This is a genomic window from Clostridium sp. 1001275B_160808_H3, assembly GCF_015550425.1.
Classification (GTDB): Bacteria; Bacillota; Clostridia; order Clostridiales; family Clostridiaceae; genus Clostridium.
Window position 1 is genome coordinate 1 of record NZ_JADNAT010000034.1, and the last position, 26,493, is coordinate 26,493.

The window sequence follows — 26,493 nt, forward strand, 5'->3', positions numbered from 1 at the left end:
TCTATTGGTGCTGCATTATATGTTAATTGTGATGCCTTTTCTTGTAATGTCATTTTTGATACTAATTCTTTTGCTTTAGCCAAGGCTTCTTCATGTGTCATTCTATTTTCTATATTCATTACAACCCATCCTTTTGAAATAAATTTTCTATTAAATTACCTATATCTATATGATAGCGACTACAATAAGAAGCTAACAAGAAATTAATTATCTATTTATAGACAATTTTTATCCTTTTGATAATTTTTATTTATACACACTTCAAATTCATAATTTAATATATTTTTTTATATGAATTTATTTTATTTACTATGGCATATCTTAAATTTTACTAATTACCATCGATATATATCTTGTAGATATAGTCATTTGATCTAAATAAGTGTAAAATAAATTATTATAGACAAAATTTATTATTAGGAGGATTATTATGTTAACTTATGAATCTCATCACTTTGGTGAAAATAATACATTATCTCACTATCATAATTATAATTTTAATTTTCCTAAGCATTTACATAGAAGCTTTGAGCTTATTTATGTAAAAAGTGGATGTCTTCAAGTTAGCGTTAATAATAGAACATTTGAAATAAAAGAAGACGAATGTATTCTACTACTTCCATACGAAATACATTCTTTTGTTACTAAGAATAGCTCTGAATCATATATTTGTGTTTTTTCACCTGAATACATAAAAACTTTTCATAATATGGTTCATGAAAAGTTCTTAAATAATCCTATCTTTACTTTACCTAATGATTTTAAAACTTTAATTATAGATAAAATTTTTAAAGGTAATACAAATTTATTAGAAATGAAGGGACTTCTATACCTTATTTGCTCCGAAGTATTAAACCATACTGATATAATAGAAAACAATAAAAATGACTATGAATTACTACATAAAACTTTAAATTATATTCAAGAAAACTTCACAAAAGATATTTCTCTTCAAAGTATTGCTAAAAAATTTGGATATAGCTACACCTATTTATCTAAATACCTTAATAACACACTTGGGATATCATTTGTAGATTTTATTAATGAAAATAGAATAAATTATTCAATGTATTTATTAAAAAATACTGAATATACAATAACAGATATTGCTTTTGCATGTGGATACTCAAGCATTCGCTCATTTAACAGAAACTTTGTTAAAATAACTAATTCGACACCTAAGATGTATAGGAAAAACATTCAGCCAAATAAATAACTGCGAAGTGAAATAAAAAAAATAAAAAAATAAAATAATTTATGAAAAATCCATAAAGAATTTTGAACAAAAGTACTTCGTACAATTTAAATTCAGTATTGCAAAGCAAAACAACCTTAACTTTTACTTTTAAATTTTAACTTCAAACAACTCTCTTGAATTGTAACCACAATTCTTAATTGTCCATTTTCAATTTTATCTTATCTACGGACCATTGTCATCTACTAAGGGGTCTCTTTGTTCTGTGGCTCTGTAAAGATATTATTAGGATCTATATTATCAAGTTCTACTTTTATCTTATCCTTATATTCTTTGTTAGTAACCACATAAATATTTTCCTTCTTAATTAAAGGAGTAACTCTATCTACAGTGTTTTGGAGAAAACTTTTGTTATTTATTACTTTTAAAAATTGTTTAGGCTTACTTGATCTCGATAAAGGATAAAGTCTTGTTCCTTTTCCTCCTGCTAATATTAGCCCGTATATCAATAACTTTCAACTCCATGTAAATACTATGATATATCTTATGCTATTACCTTTTATTTTGTGAAATTTTTAAAATTGACAATTTTTTTATATTTATAATCTCCTATTTAGACAAATCTTATGTATTGACATTTTTTTTAAATAGATTTACAATTAATTTATAATATAATATTTCCATTAAGAGGGAGTAGTAGAAAATATAACATCAACATTCGCGGCCTATTGGTCTGGTGTTATATACCATATTGGTTACGAGACTTTTAATACAGTTTTTCACAAAGTGAAGATTGTATTAAGAGTCTCTTTTTGTTTGTAGGCTCATATATTTCTAGGCTAAATTTTTTATTACAACACAAAATATTATTATTAAATAAGTTTGGAGGAGTTATTATGGAGAAGTTTTTTTCAAAACCCCATGAGGAAGTATTAAAGAATTTTAATGTATCTAAAAGTGGTTTAACTGAACATCAAGTAAAAGAAAACTTAGACAAGTTTGGATATAACCAATTAACTGAAAAGAAAAAACAAACTGTAATGCAGGTTTTCTTAAGTCAATTTAAAGATTTGCTTGTAATAATATTAATTATTGCTGCAATTATATCTGCAGCTACAGGTAATCTAGAAAGTACCTTAGTTATATTTGCTGTTATTATTCTTAATGCAATATTAGGTACAGTTCAACACTTTAAGGCAGAAGCATCTTTAGATAGTTTAAAAGCACTGTCTTCACCATCTGCAAAAGTTTATAGAAATGGTAAGAAAGTTGAAGTTCAATCTAAAGAAATTGTTCCTGGAGATATATTGATATTAGAAGCTGGAGATATGGTTGCAGCTGATGGTAGAATAATAGAAAACTTTTCTCTTCAAGTTAATGAAAGTTCATTAACAGGAGAATCTGAAAGTGTAAATAAATTTATTGATGTAATAGAAAAAGAAGAAATAGCCTTAGGAGACCAAAAGAATATGGTTTTCTCTGGATCATTAGTTACATACGGTAGAGCTTTAATTATAGTTACTGCTACAGGTATGGATACTGAAATAGGAAAAATAGCTCACTTAATGGAAGAAACTCAAGAAAAACAAACTCCATTACAAGCTAGTTTAGATGATTTTAGTAAAAAATTAGCTATAGGAATTTTAGTAATTTGCGTTTTAGTTTTTGGTCTTAGTCTTTATAGAGGAACACCAATGCTCGACTCTCTTATGTTTGCTGTTGCTTTAGCTGTTGCTGCTATACCAGAAGCTTTAAGTTCAATCGTTACAATTGTACTAGCACTCGGAACTCAAAAAATGGCAAAAGAAAATGCTATTATTAAAAAACTTAGAGCTGTTGAAGGGTTAGGTTCAGTATCTGTTATTTGCTCTGATAAAACTGGAACATTAACTCAAAATAAAATGACTGTAAAAAAGGTTTATCTTGATAATAAATTAATTGATGGAGAAGATTTAGATTTAAATGATGAGCTTACAAACTACTTAGTAAATAGTTCAATTTTATGTAATGATTCTACATCAAAAGATGGAGTTGAAATTGGCGACCCTACCGAAGTTGCTCTTGTAAATTTAGGACATAAGTTATCTTTAGATGAAGTAGAAGTAAGAAAATCTCATGGAAGACTAGCAGAAATACCTTTTGACTCTGATAGAAAACTTATGAGTACTCTTCATAGATTTGATAATAAAAACTTAATGTTTACTAAAGGTGCTTTTGATGTATTATTAGATAGAATAGTAAAAATCAAAACACCTACAGGTGTAAGAGATATAACATATGAAGATAAACAAAATATAATAAATGCAAATAAACAATTATCACAAAATGGATTAAGAGTTTTAGCTTTTGCTTATAAGGAATTTGCAAATCCTGAATATTTATCTTTAGAAGACGAAAACAACTATACATTTATTGGTCTTATATCAATGATAGATCCACCAAGAGAAGAATCTGCAGAAGCAGTTAAAGATTGTATTACAGCAGGAATAAAACCAGTTATGATTACTGGTGACCACAAAATAACAGCATCTGCAATTGCAAAACAAATAGGTATTCTTAGAGATGGTGATAGAGCTATCGAAGGCTTAGAACTTGATAAAATGTCAGATGAAGAACTAGAAAACAATATAGAACACATTTCAGTTTATGCTAGAGTTTCTCCTGAGCATAAGATAAGAATAGTTAAGGCATGGCAAGAAAAAAATCAAATTGTTGCTATGACTGGAGACGGAGTTAATGATGCTCCTGCACTTAAACAAGCAGATATCGGAATAGCAATGGGTATAACAGGAACAGAAGTATCAAAAGATGCTGCTTCTGTAATCTTAACAGACGATAACTTTGCAACTATAGTTAAATCTGTAGCTAATGGAAGAAACATATATAAGAATATAAAGAATTCTATTAAATTCTTATTATCAGGTAATACTTCTGGTATATTATCAGTATTATATACTTCATTACTTGCTTTACCAATGCCATTCCATGCAGTACATTTACTATTTATAAATCTATTAACAGATAGTTTACCTGCTATTGCAATAGGTATGGAAAAATCTAAAAAAGATTTATTAAAAGATAAACCTAGAGCTAGAAACTCATCTATATTATCAAAAGACTTTGTATATGAAGTTGCAGCTGAAGGTTTAGTTATAGCAGTATTTACATTAATAGCTTTCTATATAGGATTAAAAACTGATAATAATGTTGCTTCTACTATGGCTTTTGCAACACTTTGCTTAGCAAGATTATTCCACGGCTTTAACTGTAGAGGCGATAGATCAATATTCTCAATTGGTTTATTCTCAAATAAATATAGCTGGGCAGCATTTGGTGTAGGTTTATTATTCTTAAATGCAGTATTATTTGTACCAGTTTTACAAAACTTATTTGAAGTATCTATTTTAACAGGAGCACAAGTTGGTTATATTTATTTACTAGCATTTATACCAACTTTAATTATTCAAGTTGTTAAAGTTATAAGAGATGCTATTAAAGATAGAAAGCATACTAATACATCTTCTTCTGAAGAAAATGAGGAAGTTGGAAAAGTAGCATAATAACAATTGATAATTGATAATGGACAATTATCAATTAAGGTGGAAATTTATCGGAGATGAATTTCCACCTTTTTTTATATAAGATAATTTTAAATAAAAAACATAATTATATACGTTCTTCATTATATTAAAACGTTAAAAATATAATTTAAATATACTTTTTCTCCAATTCACAAGTTAATATATTCCAATTTTGCTCAACTTAAAAGTAAAGTTATAAAATAAATAATCTTAATTTTACTTTTTATTTTACTTTTTATTTTATAATATCAAATTTATATTTTTTCTAAATTTAATTTTGTATTTATTTCAAATTCAGGCATTCCAAATGCATATGGTGCTATTTCATAATAAGGAAAATGTATTATTAGCTTACCATCTTTTATATAGAAACTTTGATCATCCTTAATTCCTTGAAATCCTTCTTTACCTGTAAAATAATAATCTGGATTCTTATTTATTTCTTTTTGTATTTCTTCATTTATAAATTTTTTATAATCATATCCCTTATCAAATAAATCTTTTAATTGTAATTTCTCTCCTTTCTCAATACTTACATTATAAGTTTTCCTAGTCGTGATTCCATGTGCCCCACCACTAAACTGATAATAATCTATATAGAAACTTAAAACTTTATTATTATTAGTTAAAGTATAATTCGCTTTCAATTCATATGGAACTGTTGGTTTAAAATCTTCACTTACATCTTTTGTATCTTTTATCCACATAGTGGTCCAATCTAATATTTCCTTGTTGATAACTTTTTCGCCATTTTTATTGATTAAACCTACTATTTGAGGTATTTCGACATTTATATTTATAAACTCAGTATTTTCCTTAATAGTTTTATCCACAAGTATTGTATTTTCGACAGCATTACCATTTAATTTTATCAACATCCCTTGTGGATAAATGTGGACAAGATTTATTAAAACTATGATTCCAATCAATGCTCTTATAGCTTTCTTCATATACTATTTCTCCTATATCTATAAATTGTAGTAATTTTCAGTATTTTTTATAATTATCTATATATTTTATTATTTACAGTTGTGTGGATAATTATTAACACTACTTTCAACACAGTGTGCACAACTTATCCACATGGACATGTGGATTATGTGTGTAACATACAGATTTTTACTGAAACTTACTATAATTTTCTGCTAGTCAAAGTTGACAAGCCCTTTAATAAAGCCACTTTACAGCTTGTGGATAACTTTTCTATTTTTTTAAGCAAATCTTTAAATTACTAACAAAAAAGTCACAGATCACTAATAATATTAGAATCTATGACTTCCTATTAATCAAATTCCTTTGTCTTCCCAGAATTACTTATTAAACTATTTATTCCTTTAAGCTCTTTCGAAGTTAAATCTCTCCACTCTCCTATTTTTAAGTTTCCTAGATTTATATTCATTATTCTTATTCTATTTAACTTAACTACATTATATCCTAAAGCTTCGCACATTCTTCTTATTTGTCTATTCATACCCTGTGTCAAAATTATTCTAAAAGTATTCTTATTTTCTTTTGTAACAATGCATTTTTTAGTTATTGTTCCTAAAATCTTTACCCCATTAGACATAGATTTTATAAATTTTTCATCAATAGGCTTATCAACAGTAACTATATACTCTTTCTCATGATTATTCCCTGCCCTTAATATCTTGTTTACTACGTCTCCATCATTTGTTAGTAATATTAAACCTTGAGAATCTTTATCTAATCTTCCTATTGGAAATATTCTTTTCTTATGATTTACGAAATCTACTATATTTCCTTTAACCTTTTTCTCTGTAGTACATGTAATTCCTACTGGCTTATTTAAAGCTATATAAACTAATTCATCTACCTTCTTTATAGGCTTTCCATCTACTTTTACATCTGCTGATTCATTAACCTTAGTTCCCATAACCGCCTTTATTCCATCTACAGTTACTCTACCATTTTCAATTAATTTATCAGCCTCTCTTCTTGAACAAAATCCAGTTTCACTTATAAATTTATTAAGTCTTATTTCAGGACCTCTGTCATTATGTATTATTACAAATTTATCATCATTATTCTTTTGCTTCATCTTCTATCACCTTTATTAAATTTTAAGGACTTACTTTATGCTCATCTCCAGAGTTATTCAATCTAACTTGAATTTCTTGCTCTTTAATAAATTCTTCAGTTTTATTTAATGCATTATATCTCAATGGCTCTCCAGTAACAGTTATAAGAACACCATTTTCAGGAATCATACCATTATTAAATGCATAATCCAAGATATTCTTTATAGAATTATCAATATCATCGTTATCTACCTTTAATTCCTTTAACATACTAGCACCTTTTTCTGTTTTGCTATAAGAATCTATTATTCTATTGAATTTATTTACCTCTAGTGTTATTGATGACGTAGTTTCTATTACTATCGTTTTATCAATTGCTTTATATTTAAATACTCCTATAGTAATAATAACTATAAGTAAGCTCAATAATATTGATATTTGAAGTTTATATTTCCTTAGAGTTATTCCTTCGGTGCTAATAATATCTTCACCTATTTTATTATCTTTTCCAGATTTAACTTTTATAAACTCACCTTTTGAAGTTAATATAATTGCGCTTCTAAGCCCTTTGTTAAGTATTAGTCCTCTATGTTCAGATATTTGCATTACTTGCGAGACTTCATCTACCCCTAAAATATTTATTGATTCTACAACCTGTATATATTCTTGCAAATACTTATAATTAGGATTCGAAAATATAACTACATATGCTATAATATACTCTTTCCAACTTTGGAAGAATTCTTTTTCAACTGGTGTTCTGTTAAGAAGTCTATTTATAGGAAACTTCTTTGTTGAACTTAAATAATCAAATAATTCTACATCTTCAATTATAAAATACGCTATGTTTAAAATTTTATTTCTTATAGAATATGATGGATCTTCATGAGCTAAATCTTTTATAAGTATTTTATAAGTTAATAGTTCTTCTTTTAAATTTTCTATTTCCTCTGCCCTTTTTTCAATTACATCATCCATCGCTACACTTACTGGAGATTTAATTGAGAATTTATATTTGTCATTTTGATAACCACTCATTCTTCTCCTCCAATTAGTAAATCTTTAGTTTCTACAAGTTTTCCTTTTACTATAACTCTTTCTTTTGCCCCTACTGTACAAGTTATTAATGTTATAGTAGCCTCATCAGTATTATCAAGTACATCTACTCTACTTGGATCAACTATAAAATTCTCAGTTACTTCATATATATATTCGTTCTTATTTGCTTTAACTATTACCTTATCCCCAGCTTCAATCTTATATAAATTGACAAATGCCTCTGAATAATCTGATACTCTATGTCCTGCAACTGCAAAATTTCCTTTTTCTCCTGGTTTTGCTGAAGTCTCAAAATGCCCTAAATAATACTGAAGAATATCATCTGTTATTCCTTCAACCAATCCTTGGGATAAATTTATACTTGGAATTTCAACTAATGCAATAGGCTTATATCCATTAATTGACTTCTCTTCTTTACCTTCACTCCCATCTTCAGTATCTTCAGTTATAACCTGTTCTAAAATATTTTGAAGTTCTTTTTGTTTCTTTGATGTCTCTATCTTTTTGTAGACAATTGATACAATTAAAGCTAGTCCAATTACTATTAAAATAATACCTATCCCTCTTCTAATCTTTTCTTTCAAATCCCTCATCCCCTAATAAACATTTATACTAATTTATCATATATTATATCATAAACACTTAGAGACTTTTACCATAATATATATTTTTTCATAGTCTATTAATATTTTAGGAGTAACTTATGAATAGAAAAGTAATTTATGTAGATTTTGTATTTAAACGCAGAAAACTTTCCTCACGAACTATACATTTTATTTATAAGATTAAAACTAAATTTAGACTCCTTTATAATAAAATATTTAAAAATAAAAGAATAAAAAATAGTTCTAAAATATATCCCTTTAAAAAAGTATTATAGTAATCATAAATAAACATTTAATATAAAACCTATATTTATGGTAAAATAATTCTATACTTAATTTAGAGGTGATAAAGTGAGGATAGGATTAGGATACGATGTACATCGTTTAGTTGAGGGAAGGGATTTAATAATAGGTGGTGTTAAGATTCCTTATGAGAAAGGTCTGCTTGGACATTCAGATGCCGATGTATTAATTCATGCAATTATGGATTCACTACTTGGAGCTTCAGCTCTTGGCGATATAGGAAAGCATTTTCCTGATACAGATGAAAAGTATAAAGGAATTTCAAGTATAAAGCTTTTAGAAGAAGTAGGAAAATTACTATTAAGTAATGGCTATTCTATAAACAATATAGATTCTACTATTATAGCTCAAAAACCAAAAATGGCTCCTTTCATACAACAAATGCGAGAAAACATAGCAAATGCATTACACATAGATGTAATGCAAATCAATGTTAAAGCAACAACAGAAGAAGGATTGGGATTTACAGGAAGTGGAGAAGGAATTTCTTCACAAAGCATATGTCTATTAGTGCATAATTGATAATGTACAATTGATAATTGTGGTAATAACTCAAGCAAGTTGAGTTATTAAAAATGAACAGTTAAGCTTCAAATAGTTATAGTAATATTTCAAGCAAATTGAATTATTTTGAATGAAAGAATGAAGAAATGAAAATTGCATTTAAATATAATTTTAAATAGCTAATGAACTAATTGATACTATAATTTAGTCTAAGCTAAATTATGAAATTATATTATTTAAAAATTCGCCTTAACCGAATTTTATCATTAATTCTTTCATTCTTTTGCTAAAAAAGTATGGCTCCCTTAGGAAAGCCATACTTTTTTTCTGGTTTATATATTAATTTTTACAACAGCCTTATTTATTTCTCCAATATATGTATATAGCTATTATAGCACATATTCCCATTAAATATGGATAAAATAAAAATTTCATTATTGAAAATGGTGATAGTGCCGCTAGTCCTGCTGCTGATATTAGTTGTGCACCATATGGTATTATTCCTTGGAATACACATGAAAACATATCTAATATTCCCGCAACTCTTTTTGGTTCTAAATCAAATTCATTAGATATATCTTTAGCTATTGGACCTACAGTTACAATTGCAACTGTATTATTAGCTGTACATATATCTACTAAACTTACTAGCATAGCAATTCCATACTCTGCTCCCATTTTACTTTTAAATTTCTTTAATCCCTTATTAAGAATAAAATCTATTCCTCCATTGAATTTAATAATTTCTATTGTTCCTGCTATAAGAATTGAAACTATTATAAGTTCACTCATTCCTGATATTCCACTAGATATAGAATTAAATAATCCTATTATATCAAAACTTCCAAATATAAATCCAACTATTCCTGAAGATAAAATTCCAAGTAATAAAACAACTATTACATTAACTCCAAGTAATGCTGTTACAATAACAATTATGTAAGGTAAAATTTTGAATAAATTAAATTCTAAAGCTTCTAAATTAATTACTGCAGCATTTTTAGTTAATAACATAAATATTATAGCTGTTATTATAGCAGCTGGAAGAACTATTATAAAATTCATTTTAAATTTATCTTTCATTTCACATCCTTGAGTTCTAGTAGCTGCTATAGTCGTATCGGATATTATCGAAAGATTGTCTCCAAACATAGCTCCACTAACTACTGCACCTACAGCTAATGCAATTCCTATTCCAGTTTTATCTGCTATCCCAACAGCTATTGGTACCAAAGCAACTATAGTTCCCATTGACGTTCCTATAGATAGAGCTATGAAACATCCTATAACAAATATTCCTGGTATTAATAAGCTACTTGGTAGTAATGAAAGTCCTAAATTGACAGTAGAATCTACTGCCCCCATATCTTTTGCTACCTGTGCAAATGCCCCTGCTAATATAAATATGATTATCATAAGCAGAATATTAGTATTCCCTGCACTCCTACAAAAAATTTCTATTTTCTCATCAAACTTTAGTTTTCTATTCATAATCAATGCTGTTAAAGCTGCTGCTAAAAATGGAATAATTACAGATACAGCATAAAAATCCTTTGCTATCATTGATGTCCCTAAATAAACTAATAAAAATACTCCTAATGGAATTAAAGCTAGTCCATTTCCTTTGTTCTTCAAAGTCTTTTTTCCTCCTTCTATAAAAAATTATTTTGTATAATATAAATTTCAAAATAAAAAAGCTTCTGCAGAAATACAGAAGCTTTGATTACACATATAAAAAGTTATAGTTCGCCTCTTATCTATCAGGATTTCCTGCAGGATTTAGCACCATAAAAATTAATTAAAATTCTTGGTTGCTGGGCTTCATAGGGCCAGTCCCTCCACCACTCTTGATAAGACTTTTAAATTTTGCACTATTATATTATCAATTTAGATTATTATTGTCAACATAAAATTTATTCTTAATATTTTCTAATTTGAATATTACTACACTTTATTGTCAACAATTAGAATAGGATCTTAAAATCTCACTCCTTATGCTTGATAAAAGTGCCGTTGTGCACTTTTATTTTTTTCATTTATTTTGCGATATATAAATTCAATGAAATATTGAAATTTAAACTTATGCTAACATCTAATAAACTTTTATATTTTTTCACGCAAAAAAAGAGATTAAAAACTTAATCTCTTTTTATTTGGTGCGTTATCAGGGGATCGAACCCGGGACACCCTGATTAAGAGTCAGGTGCTCTACCAACTGAGCTAATAACGCATATGGAGCGGGTGATGAGAATCGAACTCACGTAACTTGCTTGGAAGGCAAGGGCTCTACCATTGAGCTACACCCGCAAATGTTATTGACAATAACATTATATATTCCATAATTATTACTGTCAATAATAAATTTTTTCTTTAAATTATTTCCGTAAGTGATTTTAATAAAATATCTCTAAATTTCTCGCCATCTCTCTTATTCTTATTAGCTTTTTCACAAATATTTTTCCATTCAGAAATATTCACACCAACTCTTTCTTCAAACTCTCTTTACGTTGTTGTCATATAGCTTGAATTTACTACAAACTCTCCTAAATCCTTTGGTGTATCAAAAATCTTTAAGTATAAAAACTCTCTGCTATCTCCATACCAAGTTTTGTTAAAATCTCTGGAAAACTTTTGAAGTGACCTGATTAATTTATCATTAGGTAAAAGCCAACAATCCTTTACCATCTTTACATGCCTTCTCATATTATCTGCTTCTTCTTTAGATATCTTATTATTTCTTTCCCCATCTAAGATTATTTTTTCTACTGGAATGTTTGGAACACTAATAACCATTCTTTCTTTTCCATATATCCATTTATAAAATGCCTCTTGTAAAAATGAATATTGAATATATCCTAATAACATTTTTCCATCTGGAAAATACGACCATGTATTGTTAAGTCCATTATTTTTTGAAAAAACTAAACTATGGATATATATACTTTTTTCATTAGGTAATTTATCCATAAACATATGTCCTCTTATAGTTTTATTTTCATTAATCAATTCTTCCCAGTAATCAAATGAATCATAACTATGTCTCACTGTATCACCTTTCTTTCAGCTCAGTAATATAATATTCTATACATATATTATATAGTATATTATACCACCTTTTCAAGTATTTAAAAAAAATATAACAAAGTAAATTTAAACATTTTTAATTCATAATATTCTTAATATAATTTTATTCCTATTGTAAGTAAAAATATACCACTTTATTTTATATAAAATGAATCTATTATTTATTCATTATTTAAAGCTCATAATACTATAGAATATTCAGCCAAAAATATATATAATATTATTAAAGATATAAAAAGGAGGCATGACTTTGTACCACTGTGAAATTTGTGGAGCAACAGCGGATATTCATCATATAGTTCATAAACACGAAGGTGGCTACGATATTAAGTTAAATTATAAATATCTTTGTAACTACCACCATAGAGGAAAAAACGGTCCTCACAACTGTATAGAAACTGATTTGAGGTATAAGCTAGAATTACAAGATAAACTTTATAAATTATTACCCAAAGATTACTATACTGCTAAGGAACTTTATACTCTTTTAGGAATGTCTCATTCTTCTTTAAAAAAATTAATTAAAAAACTTAAATTATTTAAAGAAGGATATTCTAAAGAAGAGATAATTAAAAACCTCATGGGAGGTAAACTCTATTCACATGCTATGCTTCAAGAGCTTGAATTGGAACGTCTTTTCCATAGTATTAATATTAGCTAAAACATTCTTTTATATTCAAGCTACTAGCTATTTATTGCATAGATTTACTAAATTTATTTATTTAATTAAATTAGATTTATATAATATAAAAAGCTCTTAAATACTATACTATCAATCAGAACTTGATAACTATAGTTATTTAAGAGCTTTCTCTTATGTTAAAATAGCATTCTTAATAAACTCCAAATAAAAAGCTCTTCAAAAACTATATTATGTTCTTAAAAAGCTTTTGGAGCGGAAGACGGGATTCGAACCCGCAACTTTCACCTTGGCAAGGTGACACTCTACCATTGAGTCACTTCCGCATATAATTTTAAATATTAAAGTGGTGCAGATGAAGGGAGTCGAACCCCCACGCCAATGGCGCTAGATCCTAAGTCTAGTGCGTCTGCCAATTCCGCCACATCTGCATACCTTATATTAATATTATATAAAATATTATATTCTAAATCAATATATACTGTAAAATTTTGTTATTGTTATTGATTAATAATTTTTTTAATTCTTTTAATAAATTTAATAATCACTAAGCCCTTAATATACAAAAGTTCTTAGTGATTACTAATTTATATTCTTGCTTTACCGCCTTATCATTTCGCGTATTTTTTCTACTTTGTTTCTATTAATATACATTAAATAGATAAAGTACTCCAACTTCATGGTTATCTTCTTGATTTTCATAAGTTATATAAATACCACAAAGCCCCACTTTTAGTTTAGACGTATCTATCGATATATTTCCATTTTCATCTATAGAGTTTTCCACATCTACTTTTTCAGTACCCACCATAATTTCTTTAGGGTTCAACAACTCCCCATTTCTAGATACTACTCTTTCTTTAAGTGTAAGTCTATTATTTTCTACAGTAGCCATTCCAGCTTCAATTATTTGCAGTCTAGCATTTATCACTCTAAGATTTTTTAATGTCTTTAAAGGTGATAAATCTCTTACTTCATTTTGCTCTATATTAAGTTCTTCTAAATTTTTAGCATATTCTAACCCTTTTAAATTTGTAACTCTTCTGCTACTGCAATTTAGAGACCTAAGATTATACATATCTCCTAAAGTTATATCTCCGCTTAATCCAAGAGCCTTTTGAATATCTTGTTTTAAATACTTATCTTCAATTTCAATAATTTTATTTAAATCTATTCTTTCTAAATTATCAACTGCATCTTTCAATTCAGCTAACATTGATTGAATCTCTTGATAAGTAACCCCTTTATTTTCTATCATTTCTGTTGCTTTTACTATTGCTTGGTCTAATATACTTAAGCTTTCTTCAGTATAAATTTCTCTATCTATATCATTAGCACTTTCAACTGATTTAGAAAGTTCTGTATAATCTATAGATTCTGAGTTTGCATAATGAAGCTTAGCATCTCCCCATGTAGCGTGATCTGAAGCAATTCCGTTACCACCATCTTTTACTACAAGTTTTAATTCTTTTGCCCCATTTATATCTACTTCCACATATTTTTGAGGAGCTCTAGAGTTCATTAATCCACTATCAAATTTCTTTTCACCATCTACATACACTTCAAAACTTATTGATCCAACACTTCCATACATTGCTCTATCTACCCCAACAAAAGAAGTAAAGTAATCATAGTCTTTATCACTCAAATCATATATTATTGTAGATGTAGCGTGTGTACCTATTCCTCTATCATATGAAATAGATTGTCCCTCTTCATTGGTCAAAGTTAATATATTGTTGCTTACAGAATTATCTTTTCTAACTGTTCCCCAACCTGAATTTGCAGATTTCCAATCATATTCTGTTAAATACTTATAGTCTTCCATGTTTACTACTGCTATATTTCTTGTTTTAACTACCTCATTGCCATCACTATCTATAACTTTATAATTTATTGGATATTTTCCAGGCTTATTAAAGTTTACTTCACCAGTTACTTCAACATTAGAAGTTAAATCTCCATCTTCTGAATCTATTGCGCTATACTCCTGATTTAAATCTATTTCTTGACCAACTTTAGTTGATATTGATTTTGGAATAGTTAATTTTGGTTTTGCATTTGTTGTATATAGTTTAGTATCTGCCCAAGAAGCAAAATCTCCAAGACCACTACCATCAGCATCATCTGCTACTAATTTAAGCTCTGTTACTCCAGTTACATCTAGATTTACAAACTCTGCTTCACTATCTTTCCTTATTACATCAGAGGTATAAACTTCCTCACCATCTGCAAATATCCTAAATATTATTGTAGTTCTATTATCATTATAATTTTTATCAGTACCCACATATGTTGAGAAGTTGCTATAATTCCCATCTAATTCATATATTATCTCAGCATTTGTTGCAGCACCTATACCTTTATTAAACTCTCTTACCTCGCCATTAACCTTAAGCTTTATTTTATTGCTTGAATTAACTGCTGAATCTTTATTCACAGTCCTCCATCCAGATACTGCTGATTTCCACTCTAAATCGGATAAATATGTGCTTTCACTATATACCACGATATCTCTATCTTTAGTTGCTACATTACCATCACTATCTTCTACTGTATAAGTTAATGTATATTTACCTGTTTTATTTATATTAAAACTGTTTTTATTAACTGTAACATCACTAGTTATATCACCATCTTCTTGATCATTTGCTGTAACTCCTGAAGCTAAATCAAATTCACTATTTAACTTAACATAAGTTATATCTTCTACATTTAGTATAGGGAACTTAGCTATTATAATATCTTCAGCTTTCTTTAACTCTTCTTCAAACAAGTTAACTGCTGGATGGTCTTTTACCTCTTCTCTAAGAGCTTGTACCTTTTCTAAAGTATTATAACTTTCACTAACATCTGTTTTCGTGTTATCAGTAAATAAATTCTCTATCTTATCTGATAATATATCTTCCTTATAGAAAGACATTTCTCCAATACTAGCCCAATCCTGGTTAGCTTCTATGAACTTAAATTTTACTCTTCTTGCACTTGTCTTAGCTATTTTAAATTCTACAACATCATTAACATTACCACGATATTCACCTTTACCAGCTAGTATAAAATCATCCCCTTCTTCTTTAGTAGATACATAAACTTCAAACATTCTAGCGAACCCTTTTCCACCATTTCTTGCTGCATATGCTATTCTACTTATTTCTGTTGTTTCACCTAAGTCAAAAACAACTTCATTTTTAAATGAACTACTATTTGGCGTTCCAGTTTCCCAATGTGTATTACGATTATTATCTATTGCATAATCTATAAGACTGCTTGAGTATCTTCCTCCATTATTAGTTATTGAAGCTACTGGTATCTTAAATTGCTCGTTGTATTCACTTAAATTATCATATTGTCCATATTTTGATTTAACTATTGTGTAATCTTCATATACTGTAATATATGATTTCTTTTCTGTAGTATTGTTATCACTATCTGTTACCCTATATATAGCTTCAAATCTTCCTACTTTACCTTCTTCATATGAATTCGATATTATTTCTATATTAGAAGTTAAATCTCCATCTTCTGCATCCACTGCACTAATACCTTCATTAAAGTCTACAGCTTCACCTATTTTATATACTTTATCACTAGCAGTTATAATAGGCTTAGCATTGTTTGTAGTTAATTTAGGGTTAGCTATTACTGCATGATCTGAAGTATTTCCATTTCCAGCATCAGTAACTTTTATTACTAATTGCTCCACACCTTTAACTGGTACATTTATATATGCCATATTATCAGCATGTTTTAAAACTTCTGTAGTAGCTAGAACTTTACCATCACCTTGTATTTCAAATTTTATACTAGAATTATTTTGTGGTGATATTCCCGCATCAACTCCTAGTAAAGCTTCAAATTTATCATAGTCTTTACCTGATAAATCATAAATTATTGTACCATTTGCATGTATTCCAAAACCCTTTTCAAAATCTTTTACTTCCCCATTTACTCGACCTTTTATATTAGAATTTCTTCTTGGAGTTCCCCATTGAGTTTCTACAGATGACCACTCTGAATCAGATAGATACTCATAATCACTTACCACTTCAACTTCTACAATCTTTTCTACTGATATACCTTCATCACTTACGGTATATTTAACTTGATATATTCCCTTTTGGCTAGTATCTACATTATGTTCAACTTCAATACTAGAAATTATATCATTTTCTTCATGGCTTAATACTTTTATATAATCTAGAGGATTGAACTCTTCTCCTAACTCTAGAGTTATCTTATTTTGTTGAATATTTATGCTAGGTGAAAATGAACTTATTTCTTCTGATTTTAGTGAATTTAATTTTTTATCATATGCAACTATTTCATAAGTATAATTTTTATTTATATCTATATTCTTATCAACAAATGAAGTTCTTGTAGTATATCCAACAACTTCACCATCTCTAAGAATTTCATATCCCATAGACGCATCTTTATTAGCAACATCTATATTATAGGTTAAACTAATCTCTTTATTTTCTTTATTTATTTTTAGAGATTGTATATCGACTTTAGCATCTTTTGAAAATCCATTTCCTTCATACCCACGTCCTATAGTATTCATATACTCTAATTTAACATTAGGTTTAGGTAAATGAGAGACCTTCTCTTTCATCTTATCAGTAGCTTTTACATATCCCCAATCTTCAAAGAATGTTGTTAAGTCTGTTTCTGTTGCTAATGACAATCCTATAACTAATCTTTCTAAATTGTTTCCTAAGCCATTCATAATACCATCAGGATTTATTCTAGCTATATTAGAAGCTTTAGCGTAAGTATCTTCCCCATAATAATATTGTACTTGCTCAAGTATTCCTAGATATGTCCAATAACCATGATTAACTTTTTCACCTGAAAACCTCTTATATAATGAATTCCAATCAACTCTATCAGCATCGCTATTATTAATTAGCTTTCTCATTATTACAGAATATATATTATTTGTAACTTCACTATGTTCCATAGAAGAACTATTAATACTATGTCCCCACTCATGGAAATAAGCCCATGAATCATTCCCCGGAGCACTAAACGGCTTAACTATATCTTTAAAGAATCCTCCATCTCTTCTTGCTGAGTTTCCTCCATTATATCCAGTATATCCCCAATCAGACCATCCATAAGGTCCCTTTGTAAATACTCTTGAAGTAAATTTTGCATTATAGAATTTAGTTGGATCTGAATTATTTTCAAAATTACCACTAATTTTTTGGAATTCCTTCCACATAATTTCCCATTCATCCATAGTATCAGAAACAGTTTTTCCTATTGGTTTCAATTCCTGAACACCTCTTAGGGCACCTGCAGCACTTGTAGATATTGTATTATTTTCAGAGACTAGCTCTGCAACATTATATACAACATTTTCAGGAACTCCATTTGAGAAATCATCATCATTTGTACTGATTTTTTCTACATACTTTTCTAGCTCTTTCTCAAACTCTTCTGGATTTGTTTTTCCATGGTAATAAACAGGAAAAGCTGTACCACCAACTAATCTTACTCTAGGTGCATAGGCTTGCTCATTTGGTAAAGCTCCATTTTCAATGTACACTACAGCAGGTTTCATATTACTATATGAAGGAGCAGTTATAGTATTTAACCCTGGATTTAATGAATATCTTCTAACCCATCCATTTCTATCATCTGCTATTTGGCCTAGAACTAACTTAGGCATTACTCCATTTTCATCAGCATCAACAAACACTTGAATTGTTTCACCAGGAACTACATATCTACCAAATGTCTCTAATGAAAATGATGTCCTTGCAATTTTATATTTACTTGCTTGTGAATTTGCATCACCTCTTTGTGATGCTGTCACAATTGATTCATTATTAACATCTACATTATTTAATATATCTTTTGCTATTTCTATGTTTATTTTTAAAGCTTCTTTTAATGGATGATTATTAACTTCTTCCTCTATCTTAGCTATAGCTTCCATTGATTTGAACTCTGCTTTAAGCTCATTCATTAATCCATTAGTAAATAACTTATCAACTTTATCACTTACTACATCTTGTTTATAGAATGCTATTTCTGATAATGTAGCCCAATTTTGATCCGAATTTTTAAATTTAAATTTTATTCTTTTAAATTCTGTTGGATTAAATTTTGCCTCAACTAATCCAGATACTTTATTATGATTTCCGGTAGCTACAAGTTGATAAGTATCTCCTTTGGATGTTGTAGAAGCATATATCTCAAATTCCTTAGCAAATCCCTTATTATCAGACTTTCTTGCTCCATAAACCACTCTATTTAATTCAACAGCTTCTTTAAATTCTATTTCTACTTCATTTGTAAAATCATTCGTATTTGATTTATTTGTTTCCCAATATGTATCTAAATTACCGTCAACAGCATTTGTTATTACTGCACTTCCATAATTACCTGCATTATTACGGATACTCTTTATATTTTCATTGTCCATTTTAAATAAATTTGAATATTCTTCGTTAGAATAATATTTAAATTGTTTTGTAATTGCTTTTGTAGCTTCAATTTGATTTTCTTGTAAAAGCATTTTTGCATCTTCTAAATGCTCTTTAAAATCTTCATAAAATGGATGACTTTTAGCCTCTTCCTCTAACGCTTGTACTTTTTCTAATGTATTAAATTCTTCACTCACAATGCTCATTGTATCATCAGTGAATAATCTATCTATTTTTTCTGCTATTTCATCTTGAGTATATAAACCAATCTCAGCAGCACAAGCCCAATTCTCATATCCTTTTCTAAATACAAATTTAACTCTTCTAAACTCAGTAGGATTAAACCTTATTTCTATAGAATCCTGTGTTACTTTAGATGAACCACTAGATACTAGTTCAAATGTATCGCCCTTAGAAGTTCTTGATGCATAAATATCAAATTGTTCTGCAAACCCTCTATTAGATCCACGAGGAGCAGTATATACTATTCTATTTAATTTCGTCAGTTCATTTAGCTCAATTATTACTTCGTTAGTAAAGGTTGTACTATTTTGTTTTCCAGAATGCCACTTTGTATTTACATCAGCATCAATTGCTTTATCTATTGAATTATCTGCATATTGACCACCATTTGTAGTTATTGACTTTATTTTATTTGAAGTCACTTTATAAATGTCGTCATATATTGGAAGTGTCTCACTATTCATATCCTTAAATTTAGATACCTTAGCATCAATATAGTTGACTTCTTTATTTTCTACAATTAACTTTGCATTTTCTATATCCTCTTTGAATTGACTATATAATGGATGATTTTTTGCTTCTTCTTCTAACTCACTTATCTTTTCTATATTACTAAACTCTTCACTTACTTGACTCATTGTATCGTCAGTAAATAAATTCTTCATTTTATCACTTACCACATCTTCTTTATAAAACATAAATTCTGATGCTGAAGCCCAGTCTTGGTCAACTTTTTTGAACTTAAATTTTATTCTCTTAAATTCAGTTGGATTAAACTTAATCTCTACTATATCTCCAGTAGATCCTGTATATTCACCACTACTTACTAATCTAAAATCATCTTCTTCATCAGTAAGAGATGCATATATTTCTACTTCCTTAGCAAAACCTTTACCTTTAGCTGATGATTGCCTTGCTGCATATACTATTCTGTTTAAGTTTGTTACTTCATTTAATTTAACTACTACTTCATTGGTAAAATCAGTACTATTTGGTTTCCCTGTTTCCCAATGAGTATTGAAATCTCCATCTATAGCCTTATCAATAGTTGAATCAGCATATCTACCACCATTATTAGTTATAGATATAATATTTTGATTATCCATTTTGAATACTTCATTATAAGCCTCAATATTATTGCTATTATATAAGTTAAATTTACTTATAATAGCTTGAGCCGATCCATTAATAGATGCTCCTTCTGTTATTAAAGTTTGATTTCTTGATAACTCATTTGCTAAAACCCCTAATGCTGGAGAAGAGAAATTAGTTATCAATGCCACTGCTACTATAGCCGCTATTTTTTTCTTGTTCATAATTTACCCCCTGATTAGTTTTATTCTAGCCTTAGACGTACATTAAAAAAAGCTACTCTAAAAGAGCAGCTTTACACATCTTAATTTTAAATATTTATTATAATAAAATAAGTAATATTTAAAATTAAACTTTAAAACAAAAAGTATAATGTACTCTTTGGCAACTGGCTGACATAGTTATACACCTTAGTCCCTATAGCTTTGCGTCCTTAAATTTCTTTAAGTTTGCCTATTTAATTTTACAATTTTAAAATAAATTCAAATATTTTAAATTTATTATCACTATTTTATCATAAAGATACATATTCCTCCATATATTTTTATAAAATTCTTACTATTTTTCTTCTTTTTTCTCATTATTTCAACCTATTATTCCCCCAGTTTAAGTAAATTATTTTAATTATCTCTTTATATTGACATTAACTAATTAGATAACTATAATATTATTTATAAATATTTTAATACGCTGAAGAGAAGAGTAAACTAAATTTCATTTTCAGAGAGAGATAAGCTTGGTGAAATTATCTTATTTGAATCTAGTTGAAGACCACCTCTGAGTGACTCTAATAAAGTCCGTTTAATATCACGTTACGATATATTAAGAGGTCTTATTATAGACAATTAAGGGTGGAACCGCGGGAAGTTTAGAACTTTTACTCTCGTCCCTTCTATTTATCATAGAAGGGATGAGAGTTTTTTTATTTTAAATTAAATTACGGAGGGATTAATAAGTATGATTAAAATTACTTTAAAAGATGGATCAGTAAAAGAATTTGAAGCTGGTATTTCTGTTTTAGATATAGCTAAATCAATTAGTGAAGGCTTAGCTAGAAATGCTTGCTGTGGAATAATTAATGGAAAGGTTGTTGACTTACGTTATACAGTAAATGAAGATAGCGAACTTGCTATTTGCACATTTGACTCACAAGAAGGAAAAGATGCATTAAGACACAGTGTATCTCACGTTTTAGCTTATGCAGTTAAAAGATTATATCCAAATGCTAAATTAGCTATAGGACCTGCTATAAATGATGGTTTCTACTATGATTTTGATGTAGAAAACTCATTTAGTTCTGATGATTTAGTAAAAATAGAAGATGAAATGAGAAAAATAGTAAAAGAAAATCCTTCAATTGAAAGATTTGAATTACCAAGAGCTGAAGCTATAAAGCTTATGGAAGATGCTAACGAACCATATAAGGTTGAATTAATTAATGATTTAGGCGAAGATGAAGTTATTTCATTCTATAAAATGGGTGACTTTGTAGATTTATGCGCTGGTCCTCACCTAATTTCTTTAAAACCAGTTAAAGCTATTAAGCTTCTTAGAAGTGCAGGTGCTTACTGGAAAGGTGATGAAAAGAACAAAATGCTTTCAAGAGTATATGGAACTGCATTCTTAAAGAAAACTGATTTGGATGCTCATTTAGAAGCTTTAGAAGAAGCTAAAAAGAGAGACCATAACAAATTGGGTAGAGAACTTAAAATCTTCACTACTGATGAAAAAGTAGGTCAAGGTTTACCTCTTATAATGCCTAAGGGTGCTAAGATTGTTCAACTTCTACAAAGATGGGTTGAAGATGAAGAAGAAAAGAGAGGCTATGTATTTACAAAAACTCCTTCAATGTCTAAGAATGACTTATTTAAAGTTTCAGGACACTGGGATCACTATAAAGATGGTATGTTTGTTTTAGGTGACGAGGAAAAAGACCCAGAAATCATGGCATTAAGACCAATGACTTGTCCTTTCCAATACACAATTTATAATGCAGAACAACACTCTTATAGAGAATTACCTATAAGATATGCTGAAACTTCTACTTTATATAGAAATGAAGCATCTGGAGAAATGCATGGATTAATTCGTATAAGACAATTTACTTTATCAGATGGACACATTGTTTGTAGACCAGATCAAGTTGAAGAAGAATTTAAGGGCTGTGTTGAATTAATAAATCATATAATGTCTACTTTAGGCATAGATGGAGATATATCATTTAGATTCTCTAAGTGGGATCCAAACAATACTGAAAAATATATAAACAATCCAGAAGCTTGGGAAGAAACTCAAGTATTAATGAAAGGCATCTTAGATCACCTTGGAATTGATTATGTTGAAGCTGAAGGTGAAGCTGCATTCTATGGACCAAAACTTGATATCCAATTTAAGAATGTTCACGGAAAAGAAGATACAATAATAACTATCCAAATTGACTTTGCTCTTGCAGAAAGATTTGATATGACTTATATAGACAAAGATGGTAACAAAAAACGTCCATATATAATCCATAGATCATCAATTGGATGTTATGAAAGAACTTTAGCTATGCTTATTGAAAAATATGCTGGTGCATTCCCAACTTGGCTTGCTCCAACTCAAGCAATAGTTCTTCCTATTTCTGATAAATATAATGACTATGCTGAATCAATAGTTAAAGACTTCAAAAATTCAGGAATAAGAATTTCTGCAGACTATAGAGCAGAAAAAATCGGTTATAAGATTAGAGAAGCTAGACTTGAAAGAATACCTTACATCCTAGTTGTTGGTGAAAAAGAAGCTGCTAACAATGAAGCTTCAGTAAGAAGCAGAAAGAACGGAGAAGAAGGTGCAATTTCAGTTTCTGAATTAAAGAACAGATTAATTCTTGAAATAGCTAATAAAGATAAATAATCAATGTATAATTTATAATATAGAATGTAGAATGGTGAAAAAAATCCTCTGGTCGGATTTTTAGAAATTAAATGTTTTTAGAATAGAACCCTGAAAAATTTTAGATTTTTCAGGGTTCTTCTTATTTGTAATTATTTCTTAGTTACGAACTTCTTTTTTCCATTAAAATCATACTCCTTATTTTATATATCTCTATTATGATAATCATGTAAAACTTTAAATCAAAATAAATTTCTTTCAATTTCCTATAAACTATCTCTCATATTTATATTTTTTATGAATCACTACTCCTTGTCCAATTCCCTTATAACTTTACATGGGTTTCCAACAGCTAGTACATTATCTGGAATACTCTTAGTTACAACACTGCCTGATCCAATAACTGAATTTTCTCCAATTCTCACACCTGGATTAATAGTGCTTCCCCCACCTATCCATACTCCATCACATATTTCTACTGGGTCCGCATATTCTAAATTTTCCATTCTCTCCTTAGGTGAAAGTGCATGATTAGCTGTAAATATATTTACATTAGGCCCAATCATAACATTTTTTCCTATAGTTACTCTGCCACAATCTAATATTGTACAATTGTAATTTGCAAATGAATTTTCTCCCCAATAGATATTGTAGCCATAAGCACATCTAAAAGGTTGCTCTATGAAGAACTCTTTCGGTGCATAACCAAATAATCCTCTAAGTAAGTCCATTCTCTTTTCAACCTCCTTTGGATGTAGTGAATTGTATTCAAACATAATTTCATTAGCATGTTGTCTATCATTAAACAATTCATCTCCTAAAGAAACATACCAATCTCCCCTTAGCATCTTTTCCTTTTCAGTCATAATATCCTCTCCCAACCATAAATATTATATTTATTTATATAAAATACACCTTATAATCATATTACTATTTTTAAACTGATAAATCACTTTATATAAAAATAAAAAAAGCCCTTACTAAAAGGCTTTTACTTATTTTCTTCAATAAGTTTTTTCATCTTATTTTGAAGTAACCATATTTTCTTTTGCTTTCTATTATAAGCAACCATCTTATCCTTATTATTAGTACTAGCTTCTAATTGCTTCGTAGTTTTTTCTTCATACATTTTTAAAGCTTCATTAAGAATTTGAAGTTCCTCTTTATTAAACATAAATACACTCCTTACATCAATGTAAATTAGTTTACTAAGTCTTAATTATCATGTTCTATTATATTTTATAAAGAGTTTCTTTGCAATTATCCCTATTAATCTTTAAATAATAAACAACAGCAAATATTAAATTATTTATTTACAATCCAACATATACTCCACTTAATTTAAATCTTATGGATAATATCACAATCCATAATACAGATAAAAAGCTAACTAAACTTGTAAACTTTAATACAAAACTTTCATTTTTATTCTATAATTTATCCTTTTCTTAAATTAGGATAATGCCACATCCAGAATCATCATAATTACGAATCCTACAGAAAAGGCTATTGCACTAATATCAGAAAAATTGTCTCCAGCTGCCTCTGGTATTAGTTCCTCTACCACAACAAAAATCATAGCTCCTGCAGCAAATGAAAGAAGATATGGCATCATTGGTGTAATGATACTTGAAAACATTATTGTAATTACTGCTGCTATTGGTTCTACTATTCCAGATAAAGCTCCATAGATGAAAGCCTTATTTTTACTTAATCTTTCACTTCTAAGTGGCATTGATATTATTGCCCCCTCTGGAAAATTTTGAATTGCTATTCCCACAGAGAGAGCAAGCGCTGATGCAAGAGTTATTGCTCCTCCTTGATTCATAACTGCCGCAAAAACGATTCCTATTGCCATTCCCTCTGGAATATTATGAATTACTACTGATAATATAAGCTTTGTAGTTTTATCTAATTTATATTTTTTTGTTCCTTCTTCCTTTTTACTATCAACATGCATATGTGGAATTACCTTATCTAGTTAATATAAAAATATAATCCCAGCAAGTACTCCTACTGCTGCTGGAATAAACGATAATTTCCCCATATCCTGAGACATATCTATAGAAGGTATAATAAGTGACCATACAGCTGCTGCCATCATAACTCCTGATGCAAAGCCAAGAAGTATTTTATTAACCATTTTATTCATTTCTTTTTTCATTGTATAAACACACGCCGCACCTAGAGACGTTCCTAAAAATGGTATTAATATACCAATTAAAATATTCATTTCCACTCCTCCTGTATAAATATTATTTTATCTATTAATTAACTAACTCATAATATCTTTCCTTAATGCTTTCTATCAAACTCTTTCTCCCATATCATTAAGCAATTATTTAATCTTCCAACCCATAATCCGTGGCTTGACTTTTTTATGTCTAATTTCAATTTGCTTTACTTCATCTATATAAGCTTGTTTATTTTACTTTCTAATATAATTATCATTATTTATAATTTATAGCTTGGTCATTATTTACCGCTTGGTCATTATTTTTGTTATTAGTTTCATTTTCTATCTTATCTTAAGAAACTAAATTCCATTTATTATTAAAATGCCCTTCTTTTTTCACCTATCACATTTCTACAAGCAACTATAAATAATATTTATATACCTAAAATACAAGTCATACTTTTAATGAACTCGCTATATAATTGATTACCTACTAATATTTATTATACCCAAGTATATTTTAACATATTTCCACTTAATATATTTTATTTAATTTGCATATTATTCTAAAAACTAAAACTAATAGTCATGTACCACCAGCTTAGCTGGTGGCTTGATTAAGCCCTATAAGGGCATGATACTGGCGGCACTACTCGTGCTC

The 26,493-nt window shown here is 28.5% G+C and carries 14 protein-coding genes, 4 tRNA genes, 2 pseudogenes, 2 riboswitches and 1 other annotated feature; of the genes and pseudogenes, 5 read left to right on the forward strand and 15 right to left on the reverse strand.

Features of this window, described 5'->3' with window-relative positions:
* Nucleotides 1-430: 430 nt before the first annotated feature.
* Nucleotides 431-1,216: an AraC family transcriptional regulator gene (locus I2A75_RS16870; RefSeq protein WP_195266770.1), complete on the forward strand. Its 786-nt coding sequence runs from the start codon at nucleotides 431-433 to the stop codon at nucleotides 1,214-1,216.
* 224 nt (nucleotides 1,217-1,440) lie between these two features.
* Here I2A75_RS16870 and I2A75_RS16875 read toward each other — a convergent pair whose 3' ends face one another.
* Nucleotides 1,441-1,704: a sugar phosphate nucleotidyltransferase gene (locus I2A75_RS16875; protein WP_195266771.1), complete on the reverse strand. Its 264-nt coding sequence runs from the start codon at nucleotides 1,702-1,704 to the stop codon at nucleotides 1,441-1,443.
* A gap of 387 nt (nucleotides 1,705-2,091) precedes the next feature.
* Between I2A75_RS16875 and I2A75_RS16880 the strand changes: the two genes are divergently transcribed.
* The gene (locus I2A75_RS16880; RefSeq protein WP_195266772.1) at nucleotides 2,092-4,755 is read left to right on the forward strand and encodes a cation-translocating P-type ATPase; all 2,664 of its coding nucleotides are present in this window, start codon (nucleotides 2,092-2,094) and stop codon (nucleotides 4,753-4,755) included.
* Nucleotides 4,756-5,030: 275 nt separating this feature from the next.
* Here I2A75_RS16880 and I2A75_RS16885 read toward each other — a convergent pair whose 3' ends face one another.
* The 4 genes from I2A75_RS16885 to I2A75_RS16900 all read right to left on the reverse strand — a co-directional run bounded on the left by I2A75_RS16885 (nucleotide 5,031) and on the right by I2A75_RS16900 (nucleotide 8,458).
* The gene (locus tag I2A75_RS16885) at nucleotides 5,031-5,726 is read right to left on the reverse strand and encodes a DUF3298 and DUF4163 domain-containing protein (protein WP_195266773.1); all 696 of its coding nucleotides are present in this window, start codon (nucleotides 5,724-5,726) and stop codon (nucleotides 5,031-5,033) included.
* Between the two features lie 332 nt (nucleotides 5,727-6,058).
* Complete coding sequence (gene rluF, locus I2A75_RS16890; protein WP_195266774.1) at nucleotides 6,059-6,835, reverse strand: 23S rRNA pseudouridine(2604) synthase RluF; 777 nt, start codon at nucleotides 6,833-6,835, stop codon at nucleotides 6,059-6,061.
* A gap of 22 nt (nucleotides 6,836-6,857) precedes the next feature.
* Nucleotides 6,858-7,853 (reverse strand): anti-sigma factor domain-containing protein, encoded by a 996-nt coding sequence (locus I2A75_RS16895; protein WP_195266775.1) that lies wholly within the window; start codon nucleotides 7,851-7,853, stop codon nucleotides 6,858-6,860.
* Nucleotides 7,850-8,458, reverse strand: coding sequence for a class D sortase (locus tag I2A75_RS16900; RefSeq protein ID WP_195266776.1), 609 nt, complete (start codon nucleotides 8,456-8,458; stop codon nucleotides 7,850-7,852). Before I2A75_RS16900 ends, I2A75_RS16895 begins: the two co-directional genes overlap by 4 nt.
* Nucleotides 8,459-8,830: 372 nt before the next feature.
* On the opposite strand from I2A75_RS16900, the gene ispF reads away from it, so the two are divergent.
* The gene (gene ispF, locus I2A75_RS16905) at nucleotides 8,831-9,304 is read left to right on the forward strand and encodes a 2-C-methyl-D-erythritol 2,4-cyclodiphosphate synthase (protein WP_195266777.1); all 474 of its coding nucleotides are present in this window, start codon (nucleotides 8,831-8,833) and stop codon (nucleotides 9,302-9,304) included.
* Between the two features lie 339 nt (nucleotides 9,305-9,643).
* On the opposite strand, the gene I2A75_RS16910 is transcribed toward ispF, so the two are convergent.
* The 4 genes and pseudogenes from I2A75_RS16910 to I2A75_RS16925 all read right to left on the reverse strand — a co-directional run bounded on the left by I2A75_RS16910 (nucleotide 9,644) and on the right by I2A75_RS16925 (nucleotide 12,331).
* Nucleotides 9,644-10,921: a Na+/H+ antiporter NhaC family protein gene (locus I2A75_RS16910; RefSeq protein ID WP_195266778.1), complete on the reverse strand. Its 1,278-nt coding sequence runs from the start codon at nucleotides 10,919-10,921 to the stop codon at nucleotides 9,644-9,646.
* Between the two features lie 115 nt (nucleotides 10,922-11,036).
* Nucleotides 11,037-11,143, reverse strand: a riboswitch (SAM riboswitch).
* Nucleotides 11,144-11,440: 297 nt separating this feature from the next.
* Nucleotides 11,441-11,516: transfer RNA gene (locus I2A75_RS16915), tRNA-Lys, on the reverse strand.
* A gap of 3 nt (nucleotides 11,517-11,519) precedes the next feature.
* A tRNA-Gly gene (locus I2A75_RS16920) sits at nucleotides 11,520-11,593 on the reverse strand.
* A gap of 63 nt (nucleotides 11,594-11,656) precedes the next feature.
* A pseudogene (locus tag I2A75_RS16925) lies at nucleotides 11,657-12,331 on the reverse strand (hypothetical protein).
* A 283-nt stretch (nucleotides 12,332-12,614) separates the two neighbouring features.
* Here I2A75_RS16925 and I2A75_RS16930 point away from each other — a divergent pair.
* The gene (locus I2A75_RS16930) at nucleotides 12,615-13,031 is read left to right on the forward strand and encodes an HNH endonuclease (RefSeq protein WP_195266779.1); all 417 of its coding nucleotides are present in this window, start codon (nucleotides 12,615-12,617) and stop codon (nucleotides 13,029-13,031) included.
* A gap of 230 nt (nucleotides 13,032-13,261) precedes the next feature.
* On the opposite strand, the gene I2A75_RS16935 is transcribed toward I2A75_RS16930, so the two are convergent.
* The 3 genes from I2A75_RS16935 to I2A75_RS16945 all read right to left on the reverse strand — a co-directional run bounded on the left by I2A75_RS16935 (nucleotide 13,262) and on the right by I2A75_RS16945 (nucleotide 21,006).
* Nucleotides 13,262-13,336 (reverse strand) — tRNA-Gly (locus tag I2A75_RS16935).
* Between the two features lie 21 nt (nucleotides 13,337-13,357).
* Nucleotides 13,358-13,441, reverse strand: a tRNA-Leu gene (locus I2A75_RS16940).
* Nucleotides 13,442-13,653: 212 nt separating this feature from the next.
* Nucleotides 13,654-21,006 (reverse strand): NPCBM/NEW2 domain-containing protein, encoded by a 7,353-nt coding sequence (locus tag I2A75_RS16945; protein ID WP_195266780.1) that lies wholly within the window; start codon nucleotides 21,004-21,006, stop codon nucleotides 13,654-13,656.
* Nucleotides 21,007-21,162: 156 nt separating this feature from the next.
* Nucleotides 21,163-21,246: riboswitch (cyclic di-GMP riboswitch) on the reverse strand.
* 217 nt (nucleotides 21,247-21,463) lie between these two features.
* Nucleotides 21,464-21,676 (forward strand) — a binding site (T-box leader).
* 63 nt (nucleotides 21,677-21,739) lie between these two features.
* Here I2A75_RS16945 and thrS point away from each other — a divergent pair.
* The gene (gene thrS, locus I2A75_RS16950) at nucleotides 21,740-23,677 is read left to right on the forward strand and encodes a threonine--tRNA ligase (protein ID WP_195266781.1); all 1,938 of its coding nucleotides are present in this window, start codon (nucleotides 21,740-21,742) and stop codon (nucleotides 23,675-23,677) included.
* 284 nt (nucleotides 23,678-23,961) lie between these two features.
* Here thrS and I2A75_RS16955 read toward each other — a convergent pair whose 3' ends face one another.
* From I2A75_RS16955 to I2A75_RS16965, 3 genes and pseudogenes are all read right to left on the reverse strand, one after another.
* Nucleotides 23,962-24,522 carry a sugar O-acetyltransferase gene (locus I2A75_RS16955; protein WP_195266782.1) on the reverse strand — a complete coding sequence of 187 codons (561 nt, stop codon included), beginning with the start codon at nucleotides 24,520-24,522 and terminating at the stop codon, nucleotides 23,962-23,964.
* 125 nt (nucleotides 24,523-24,647) lie between these two features.
* The gene (locus I2A75_RS16960; RefSeq protein ID WP_195266783.1) at nucleotides 24,648-24,830 is read right to left on the reverse strand and encodes a hypothetical protein; all 183 of its coding nucleotides are present in this window, start codon (nucleotides 24,828-24,830) and stop codon (nucleotides 24,648-24,650) included.
* Between the two features lie 279 nt (nucleotides 24,831-25,109).
* Nucleotides 25,110-25,889 (reverse strand): annotated as a pseudogene (locus tag I2A75_RS16965) (ZIP family metal transporter).
* Nucleotides 25,890-26,493: the final 604 nt, after the last annotated feature.